We start from the raw sequence: 7,765 nt of genomic DNA on the forward strand, positions 1-7,765 counted from the left end.
CCTAAAGTGGCGATCCTTCCGGCCATTTGAGGATTATTCTTTGCAATATACATGGCGACATACCCACCCATGCTATACCCGAAAAAATCTGCCTGTTCGATCTTTTTATCATCCATATAGCGCAGCACATTCTCTGCAAAATGTTCAATTCGAAACGACCTTGATATACCAGTTTCAGAACCATGCCCCTCAAAATTGAACAGGTGTACAGGCTGGCGAAAATCCAACTGTTCAACAAGCTGCTTGAGTTGATCCGAAGTTCCGAGTGCGCCGTGCAGAAATAATATTGGTTTCATTGCTTGTAATGATATTTTTGTTCGCACAAAGGGTAGCAAAATACGGCCAAAATAGAAAAAGCCAGTAAGTTTTTATACTTACCGGCTTTTACTGTACGCCCGGAAGAAAGCAAAAGTCTTCACTCTAATACTCTTAAATGTCGTTTGTTGACCAATAAGTGTAGATTTAAGTTTTAATTTGAATGGCTAAAAGGAAGGTAAATGAAAGATTTGTTTGCCGGATTTTATATCCAATCACTTAGGCTAAGCTTGCTGTTCCCATAATTGTAAAATAGTCTTCTTATCAGATTTTTTATGAGTTTTAAGTTGCCTCACCTCTTGACATATATCAAGAGTATTTCCTGTCAAATATCAATGGTGTTGCTGTAAGGCTTCGGTAAGTTGAGGCTGAACAAACATTTTAACATCAAACCACATCTATTATGACTACTGCAACTAAAACACTATGGAAAATTGATCCGACCCACTCAGAAGTACAATTCAAAGTAAAGCACTTGGTTATTTCGACCGTTACCGGAAGCTTCGGTTCCTACAATGGACAAATTGAAGTAGACGGGCAGGATTTTGAAAATGCTACAGCATCTTTCACAGCCGATATCAATAGCATTACAACTAATAATGAAGACCGTGATCAGCACCTGAAGTCGGATGACTTCTTCAATGCTGAAGAATACCCACAACTAAAATTTGAGTCTAAAAACTTTCAAAAGACCAGTGATGGCGAATATAAAGTTATCGGCGACCTGACAATCCGTGACGTTACCAAAGAAATTGAACTGGAGGTCGTGCACGGCGGTACCGTTGGCGATCCTTACGGACAAACCAAAGCAGGATTTGAAGTGTCCGGAACAATCAACAGGAAAGAGTTCGGGCTGAGCTGGAGTGCCGTTACTGAAGCAGGGAACGTAGTTGTAGGTGATAAAATTAACCTGCAATTGAACGTTCAGTTAATCCAGAATTAATTTTCACAATTAACGAACCAGGTGCATACTAAGCGGATATCCTTAAATAGGATATCCGCTTTTTTATTTTCTGATATTTCCCAGTACATTTTCGGTTATTAGTGAGTAAAATAAATCCATTAAGCCGATAAATATATGTATGAGCTGCTAAAAGAAAGCATTCAGGAACACGCCTCATTAACTGACGAGGAGTGGGAATTGTGCAGGAATAATTTCCGACCCAAGCGCATGCTCAAACGACAATTCCTGCTGCAGGAGGGGGATGTTTGCAGAGAGCTGGCTTTTGTTGAGAAAGGGGCTCTTTATTCTTACACCGTGGATTCATCCGGCAGCAAACATGTTATTCGTTTTGCCTTCGAGGGATGGTGGATGGCAAACTTACTTAGTTTCTTCACCGGAAAGCCAACCCGGTTACATATTGAGGTTTTGGAAAACAGTGAGCTGCTTGTGCTCGATCGGAAAAATCACGATAAACTTTTGGAAGAAATTCCCGCCTACGAACGCTATCACCGCATCATCGTTCAGAATGCATATGTAGCCCTCCAGCAGCGAGTGGAAAATGCGTTGGGACTTACTGCTGAAGAAAAATACGAACGCCTGCTTGAGGAAAGTCCGGCATTCTTAAACCGAGTCCCACTAAACCTGGTGGCTTCCTACCTCGGTGTTAGCCCTGAAACACTGAGCCGGGTGCGTGGAAACTTCAACCGTTAAAACACAGCTCCCCATTTACTAATCGTTGAGGCAATTCTCTTGATATATATCAAGGGTTTTTCCTAACACATATCAATGGGAAGAGAGTACAGGTTAGGTAAGTTTACAGTGAATCAAATTTTAACTGTAAACTGAATAACCATTATGTCTATTACCAAACAAACCATTGCCATTATCGGAGCCGGTGGAAATATGGGTTCCGCTATAGCCAAAAGCATTGCGGGTGGCAACTATCGCCTTCTTCTTTTTGACCAGTCATCGGAACAGTTAGGTTCTTTATCAGAAGACATCCAGGAGAATCATCCGGAGGCTGATTTTGAACACATGAGTTGCCCCCATGAGTCTAGTTGGGAAGCGGACATTATAATTCTTGCCGTTCCCCATGGAGCTGAAAAAGAACTGGCCGATAAAATCCGGGATGTGGCAACCCAAAAAATTGTGATCAGTATAGCTAATCCGGTAGATAAAGATTTCAGAAAACTGACAACAAGACCCGATACAAGTGCTGCTGAAGAACTACAACAATGGCTGCCTCATTCGAAGGTCATTAAAGCCTTCAACACCACATTTGCAGCCGACTTTGAGCAGCCGGTCATCGATGGGAAACAGACCGATGCATTTATTGCCGGTGATAACGAGGAAGCATTACAAACCGTCGCTGAACTTGTGGAAACGGCGGGATTCAATCCAATTATTGCCGGCGGCCTGTCGGTCAGTGGTACGCTTGAACGCATGCAACTGCTCCTAATGCAACTCACAATCAAAAATGGCTATGAGTGGCATGCCGGCTGGAAGATACTTCATAACTAGATCAACGATAATATTAACAACAAACAACTTGAGACTATGATACTTATAACCGGAGCAAACGGAAACTTAGGAACAAAAACCATTAACTTTTTACTGGACAAAAAACCCGATGCCGAAATTGCGGGACTTGTCCGAAGTGAAGAAAAAGGGGCCGAGTTAAAGAAAAAAGGTGTGGAAATCAGGATTGGCGATTACACTGATTATCCCTCTATCGAAGACACCCTTCAGGGAATTGACACCTTGCTACTGATATCCTCAAGTACGCTGGAAGGGAGGGCTCAACAACACAGCAACGTTATTAAGACGGCAAAAGAAGCCGGTGTAAGCCAGATTTTTTATACCAGTATTGTAAAAGCCGAAAAAGAGTTAAGTCCTCTTTCGCCAGACCATGCCAAAACCGAAAAACTCATAAAAGAGTCTGGCATCCCCTACACGATTTATCGCAATGCCTTCTATATGGAGTTTCTGCCTTTATTTCTGGGTAATGCTTTGGAATCCGGACAGTGGGCATTTCCCTCAAACGGCAAAGCCATCAATTTAGCCCTCCGCTCAGAGATGGCCGATGCACTGGCCAATGGACTGGCTGATCCCGAAAAACATGAGAACCGTATCTATGAAATTACCTCAAACCAGGCCTACACCCTTGATCAGATTGCCGAATTTCTGAGTGAAGCTTCTGGCAAGCAAATCTCTTATACCGATGTTTCTATTTCAAAATTTAAAAATACACTGGAAGAAATCGGTTTACCCGAAGAGCAAATTGCCATGAGCGTCATGACTGCCGAAACATTCGTCAACGGTGCGCTGGATTTCACTTTTAATGATATGGAGAAGCTGCTTGGACGCAAACCGACCGGACTCGATTCTTTCATCAAAAACTTCGTGAACCAATAGCCAACATTCATTCAAAAAATCAATAATCATGAAAGAGAACTACACCGCCCCATCCAAAACTTTTGTTGGACACATACATTTGAAAGTATCTGATCTGGGCCGGGCACTCGAGTTTTATCGCGACCTGCTGGGTTTTGAGCTGACCACCATGTACGGTGACCAGGCTGCTTTTCTGTCGGCCGGCGGATATCACCATCACATTGGTTTGAATACCTGGCACAGTGAAGGCGGCCCGCCTGCACCACGCAATAGTGCCGGATTATTTCACACAGCCTTTTTGTATCCCACGCGGAAGGATTTGGCCATCATTCTAAAGCGATTGATCGATGAAGGCTATCCCATCAGCGGAGCCAGTGATCATGGGGTTTCGGAAGCCATTTATCTGAATGACCCGGATGGAAACGGCGTAGAACTCTACCGAGACCGTCCCAAAGAAGAATGGGAATATACCGACGAAGGTTCAGTGAAAATGGTAACTGAGCAGCTGGATATAGAAGGCTTGTTGCAAGAATTGGAGAATGAAAAATGATACACATCTCCAAAGCAAACACCCGCAGAAAAGTAAGCCGCGGGCCTTTTACATCCCGATTTTTGCCCTTGGGCCGATTGCTTCCCGACTGGGACGATCACGGTCTTGCCCAAATTGGTCGGCTGGAACATGCCACCCTTGAAGCCGGCGCCTTGGTACCCATGCACATGCATCAAAATGAGGAGATTTTATCGTATTTGCGGAAAGGAACCATGCATCACAAAGACAGTGATGAAAATGATTTGGGCATCCACAACAAGTATTTCATGGTATTCCGTAGTGAAGTGCTGTTTTATGATGTCCGCCTTGAAAAAGACAGTGCTTTACCAACTCCGAATCTAAAAGGTAAAACCGGTTTACTGTATGTGTTTGATGGAAGCCTCACCATTAAAAGCACCGGAAAAACCATTGAAGAAGGTGATTCTATTGTAATCAAAGATGAGAAACTGGATCTAAAAAGTAACGAAGATTCAGACTTGGTCTTCTTTGTGTTAGACGAACAGGCATCTTTCAGTTGAAATGGTTTGTTTGCGAAATAATGACGTGATAGCTAACGGTTAGTAAGTACTTACTTGTTGGCTTACAGGTTCATCATTTTATTGTGAAACAGCCCTTAATCCCACAATTGACATTATCAATGTTGTTAAGAAGAAAAGTCTTAAGAAAGTGGTTGGTTCCTTAAACACGAAAATTCCTATCAACACAGTACCAACGGCTCCAATTCCGGTCCAAACGGCATAGGCCGTTCCAATGGGTAAAGTTTGAGTCGCCTTGATTAGAAGTCCCATACTTACAGAAAGGGTTACAAAGAATCCCATATACCATAAATACATTTCGTTTCCTTCCGCCTCTTTCGCTTTTCCCAGGCAGAATGCAAAAGCAACTTCAAAAAGTCCGGCAATCGTTAATATGATCCAGTTCATTATTTATGTGTCTTTTTTAGATGTTAGCTAACATTGTCATTTCATAAACGCCCATCAAGATTTCTGTGCTTCATAGCTTTTGAGTGCATCCTCTTTTCTAAATATAAAATGAAGAAAACGGGGTTATTGTCAAAGTAATAAGATCCTTAAAGCAGTGATAACCTCACAGGCTTTTTTATTGAGATTTGTCAAGGGTTTTTCTTAGCAGAAGTCAAGGAGTATTGGGTTTGTTCTATATAGTTTAATGTTAAATAAAATTAGATAAAACATTAACAATGGAGCAATCATGAAAAACATAGAATCCAAAATACTTTCCGTAAAAGACGCTAAATACTTTGCGAAGAAAAGAGTCCCAAAAGGCATTTTTCAGATGTTTGAAGCAGGTAGTGGATCGAATGTCACCGCCGAAACGAACGTACAAGCTTTTGAGCAAGTGCGATTTCGGCCAAGGAATGCAGTCTTCCATAAAAGCCATGACATTTCAACAACCATATTAGGCCATAAAGTATCCATGCCGGCCATTGTTTCTTCGGTTGGTTTTCTTGGTGTTGGCCATGTGGATGGTGAAACGGGTGTAGCCCGCGCCGCCGGGGAAGCCGAGACCATTCAGTTTGTAAGTGGAGTAACTTCCCAGCCTATTGAACAGATTATGGAAGCTGCAACCGGGCCGGTCTACTACCAACTTTATTATGTTGGAGGACGTGATGCTTCTGCCCCAATTATTGAACGAGTAAAAAAAGCCGGTGTAGATGGATTGGTACTTACCGTTGATACTCCAACCATTGCCCGGCCTAAAGATACCCTTTACCCCTATCGAGCAGAAGCTCCATTAGGAGTCAATCTCAAGGAAGCCTTTAAATTTATTCCACAGGTATGGAACAAACCTGGCTGGTTGTGGGACTATATCAAAACGGGTCTTAAGGAACCACAAGTTGCAATGGGGCTCCGCGAGGATGGAACACCTATGGGACTGTTCGAGGGTATTGCGAAAATTTATGAAGAAACTCCTGCCTGGGAGGATTTGCCTTGGATTCGAAAACACTGGGAGGGCCCCATTGTACTCAAAGGAATTTTAACTGTAGAAGATGCCAAACGTGCGGTATCTGAAGGAGTTGATGCGATTGTAATTTCAAATCACGGCGGAAACGTTCTGGATGGAAGTGTGTCCACTTTGCCGGTTCTGCCTGAGATTGTAGCAGCAGTTGGGGATGATATCGAGGTTTTGATAGACAGTGGTGTTCGCCGTGGAACCGATGTACTTAAAGCAGTTGCTTTGGGTGCCAAAGGCGTTCTTCTGGGCCGTTCTTATCTTTATCCATTATTAGCAGCCGGAGAACCGGGAGTAAAACACATTCTGAACCTCTTCCACCAACAGATCGAAGAGGGCCTGGCATTTTTAGGAGTGAAATCAATTCATGAACTTGATCCTTCATTTGTGGACTTACCGGATAGCTGGGAACGATAGGTAAAATAATCAGGATCGTCATTTAAGGTCTGTGAGTATTATCTCACAGGCTTTTTATTGAGATTTATCAAGGGTTTTTCTTAGCAGAAGTCAAGGAGAATGGATGGGCCATACGGTAAATTAATCTTAGCATAAAAATTTAAATCATAACCAAATGTAAGTGAGTATTATGAAACGTTTAGAAAATAAAGTAGCCCTGATAACTGGAGCAGCACAAGGCTTAGGTAAGGCAATAGCTGAAGGGTATGCGAGAGAAGGAGCATCTCTGGCTATCAGTGATGTAAATATGGAAAAGCTTAAAGAAGTAAAAAAAGAAATAGCCAGTAACGGTTCTGAAGTTGTTGCCCTTGAACTGGATGTGGCAAACGAGGAACAATGGAAATCGGTAATTAATGAAGCCATTGAAAAATTTGGGCGGCTGGATATTGTAGTCAACAACGCCGGAGTGGGGACCCATGGAAATATCGAGACCACCTCATTTGAAGATTGGAAAAAACTGTTAAGTATAAACCTTGATGGCGTCTTTTTAGGCACGAAATATGGTGCTCAGGCTATGATAGATAAAGGAAATAAAGGTTCCATTATTAACATGTCCTCTGTTGCAGGTTTAGTCGGAGATTCAGAATTACTGGCCTATTCGGCCTCCAAAGGTGGGGTGCGATTGTTTAGTAAATCAGCCGCTCTTCATTTGGCCCAAAAGGAAACTGGTATAAGGGTTAACACGATACATCCAGGATATATCAATACTGAACTTATTAAACTCGTACCCGATCCAAGTGAAATGATCGACAAAACTCCTATGGGTAGGTTTGGAGATCCTGAAATGATTGCTCAGGGAGCTATTTATTTGGGGTCCGATGAATCATCATTTTCAACAGGATCTGAATTAGTAATTGATGGCGGATATAATGCAATCTAATATTCTTTGTTCTATTTAGCCTAATCCTTATTATAAATATATAAGTATTTGGTTGCAGAGCATTTCTTTATAAACCATATCAAAAAAATATTGCCATGTATAAAATTAAAAAGATATTAGTCCCAACAGACTTCTCCGATAATGCATCCAAGGCCTACAGTCATGCCCAGCAAATAGCGGGCCGATATGATGCCAAGGTTGATTTCATTCACGTTATTCCATCCTTCCGATATTTTGGGGAAAGCCTGAAGCAGCT

Annotated in this window: 11 protein-coding genes; 9 read left to right on the forward strand and 2 right to left on the reverse strand. The window is 42.3% G+C overall.

The annotated features are described in order from the left end of the window. Nucleotides 1–296: alpha/beta fold hydrolase (locus tag VFM80_RS07335; RefSeq protein ID WP_395071034.1), on the reverse strand; the 296-nt coding region annotated here is incomplete at its 3' end. Between the two features lie 422 nt (nt 297–718). Here VFM80_RS07335 and VFM80_RS07340 point away from each other — a divergent pair. The 6 genes from VFM80_RS07340 to VFM80_RS07365 all read left to right on the forward strand — a co-directional run bounded on the left by VFM80_RS07340 (nt 719) and on the right by VFM80_RS07365 (nt 4,720). After that, the gene (locus VFM80_RS07340) at nt 719–1,258 is read left to right on the forward strand and encodes a YceI family protein (RefSeq protein ID WP_395071036.1); all 540 of its coding nucleotides are present in this window, start codon (nt 719–721) and stop codon (nt 1,256–1,258) included. A gap of 135 nt (nt 1,259–1,393) precedes the next feature. Then, on the forward strand, nt 1,394–1,969 hold the full coding sequence (locus VFM80_RS07345) for a Crp/Fnr family transcriptional regulator (RefSeq protein WP_395071038.1): 576 nt from the start codon (nt 1,394–1,396) through the stop codon (nt 1,967–1,969). Nucleotides 1,970–2,113: 144 nt separating this feature from the next. Beyond that, nucleotides 2,114–2,779, forward strand: a complete 666-nt coding sequence (locus VFM80_RS07350) for an NADPH-dependent F420 reductase (protein WP_395071040.1) — start codon at nt 2,114–2,116, stop codon at nt 2,777–2,779. Between the two features lie 36 nt (nt 2,780–2,815). Beyond that, entirely contained in the window at nt 2,816–3,673 is an 858-nt protein-coding gene (locus VFM80_RS07355; protein WP_395071042.1) for an SDR family oxidoreductase, read from the forward strand. 28 nt (nt 3,674–3,701) lie between these two features. Continuing rightward, on the forward strand, nt 3,702–4,202 hold the full coding sequence (locus tag VFM80_RS07360) for a VOC family protein (RefSeq protein ID WP_395071044.1): 501 nt from the start codon (nt 3,702–3,704) through the stop codon (nt 4,200–4,202). Further along, on the forward strand, nt 4,199–4,720 hold the full coding sequence (locus VFM80_RS07365) for a hypothetical protein (RefSeq protein ID WP_395071046.1): 522 nt from the start codon (nt 4,199–4,201) through the stop codon (nt 4,718–4,720). The genes VFM80_RS07360 and VFM80_RS07365 overlap by 4 nt, the downstream gene beginning before the upstream one ends. Nucleotides 4,721–4,798: 78 nt before the next feature. Here the strand turns inward: VFM80_RS07365 and VFM80_RS07370 are convergent, their stop codons facing one another. Beyond that, nucleotides 4,799–5,125, reverse strand: coding sequence for a DMT family transporter (locus VFM80_RS07370; protein WP_395071048.1), 327 nt, complete (start codon nt 5,123–5,125; stop codon nt 4,799–4,801). Between the two features lie 286 nt (nt 5,126–5,411). Here VFM80_RS07370 and VFM80_RS07375 point away from each other — a divergent pair, with 286 nt between their 5' ends. The 3 genes from VFM80_RS07375 to VFM80_RS07385 all read left to right on the forward strand — a co-directional run. Next, nucleotides 5,412–6,590, forward strand: a complete 1,179-nt coding sequence (locus tag VFM80_RS07375) for an alpha-hydroxy acid oxidase (RefSeq protein ID WP_395071050.1) — start codon at nt 5,412–5,414, stop codon at nt 6,588–6,590. A gap of 169 nt (nt 6,591–6,759) precedes the next feature. Further along, a complete protein-coding gene (locus VFM80_RS07380; RefSeq protein ID WP_395071052.1) occupies nt 6,760–7,509 on the forward strand; it encodes a glucose 1-dehydrogenase in 750 nt (249 codons plus the stop codon). A gap of 95 nt (nt 7,510–7,604) precedes the next feature. Beyond that, the coding region (locus VFM80_RS07385) for a universal stress protein (RefSeq protein ID WP_395071054.1) at nt 7,605–7,765 on the forward strand (161 nt) is incomplete at its 3' end.

The organism is Gracilimonas sp., from assembly GCF_035704785.1.
Classification (GTDB): domain Bacteria; phylum Bacteroidota; class Rhodothermia; order Balneolales; family Balneolaceae; genus Gracilimonas.

Bases quoted from the DNA above. Each gene is read 5' to 3' on its own strand.
- VFM80_RS07370 (WP_395071048.1), bottom strand. From the start codon at position 5,125: ATGAACTGGATCATATTAACGATTGCCGGACTTTTTGAAGTTGCTTTT.
- VFM80_RS07355 (WP_395071042.1), top strand. From the start codon at position 2,816: ATGATACTTATAACCGGAGCAAACGGAAACTTAGGAACAAAAACCATT.
- VFM80_RS07340 (WP_395071036.1), top strand. From the start codon at position 719: ATGACTACTGCAACTAAAACACTATGGAAAATTGATCCGACCCACTCA.
- VFM80_RS07375 (WP_395071050.1), top strand. From the start codon at position 5,412: ATGAAAAACATAGAATCCAAAATACTTTCCGTAAAAGACGCTAAATAC.
- VFM80_RS07345 (WP_395071038.1), top strand. From the start codon at position 1,394: ATGTATGAGCTGCTAAAAGAAAGCATTCAGGAACACGCCTCATTAACT.
- VFM80_RS07360 (WP_395071044.1), top strand. From the start codon at position 3,702: ATGAAAGAGAACTACACCGCCCCATCCAAAACTTTTGTTGGACACATA.
- VFM80_RS07350 (WP_395071040.1), top strand. From the start codon at position 2,114: ATGTCTATTACCAAACAAACCATTGCCATTATCGGAGCCGGTGGAAAT.
- VFM80_RS07380 (WP_395071052.1), top strand. From the start codon at position 6,760: ATGAAACGTTTAGAAAATAAAGTAGCCCTGATAACTGGAGCAGCACAA.
- VFM80_RS07365 (WP_395071046.1), top strand. From the start codon at position 4,199: ATGATACACATCTCCAAAGCAAACACCCGCAGAAAAGTAAGCCGCGGG.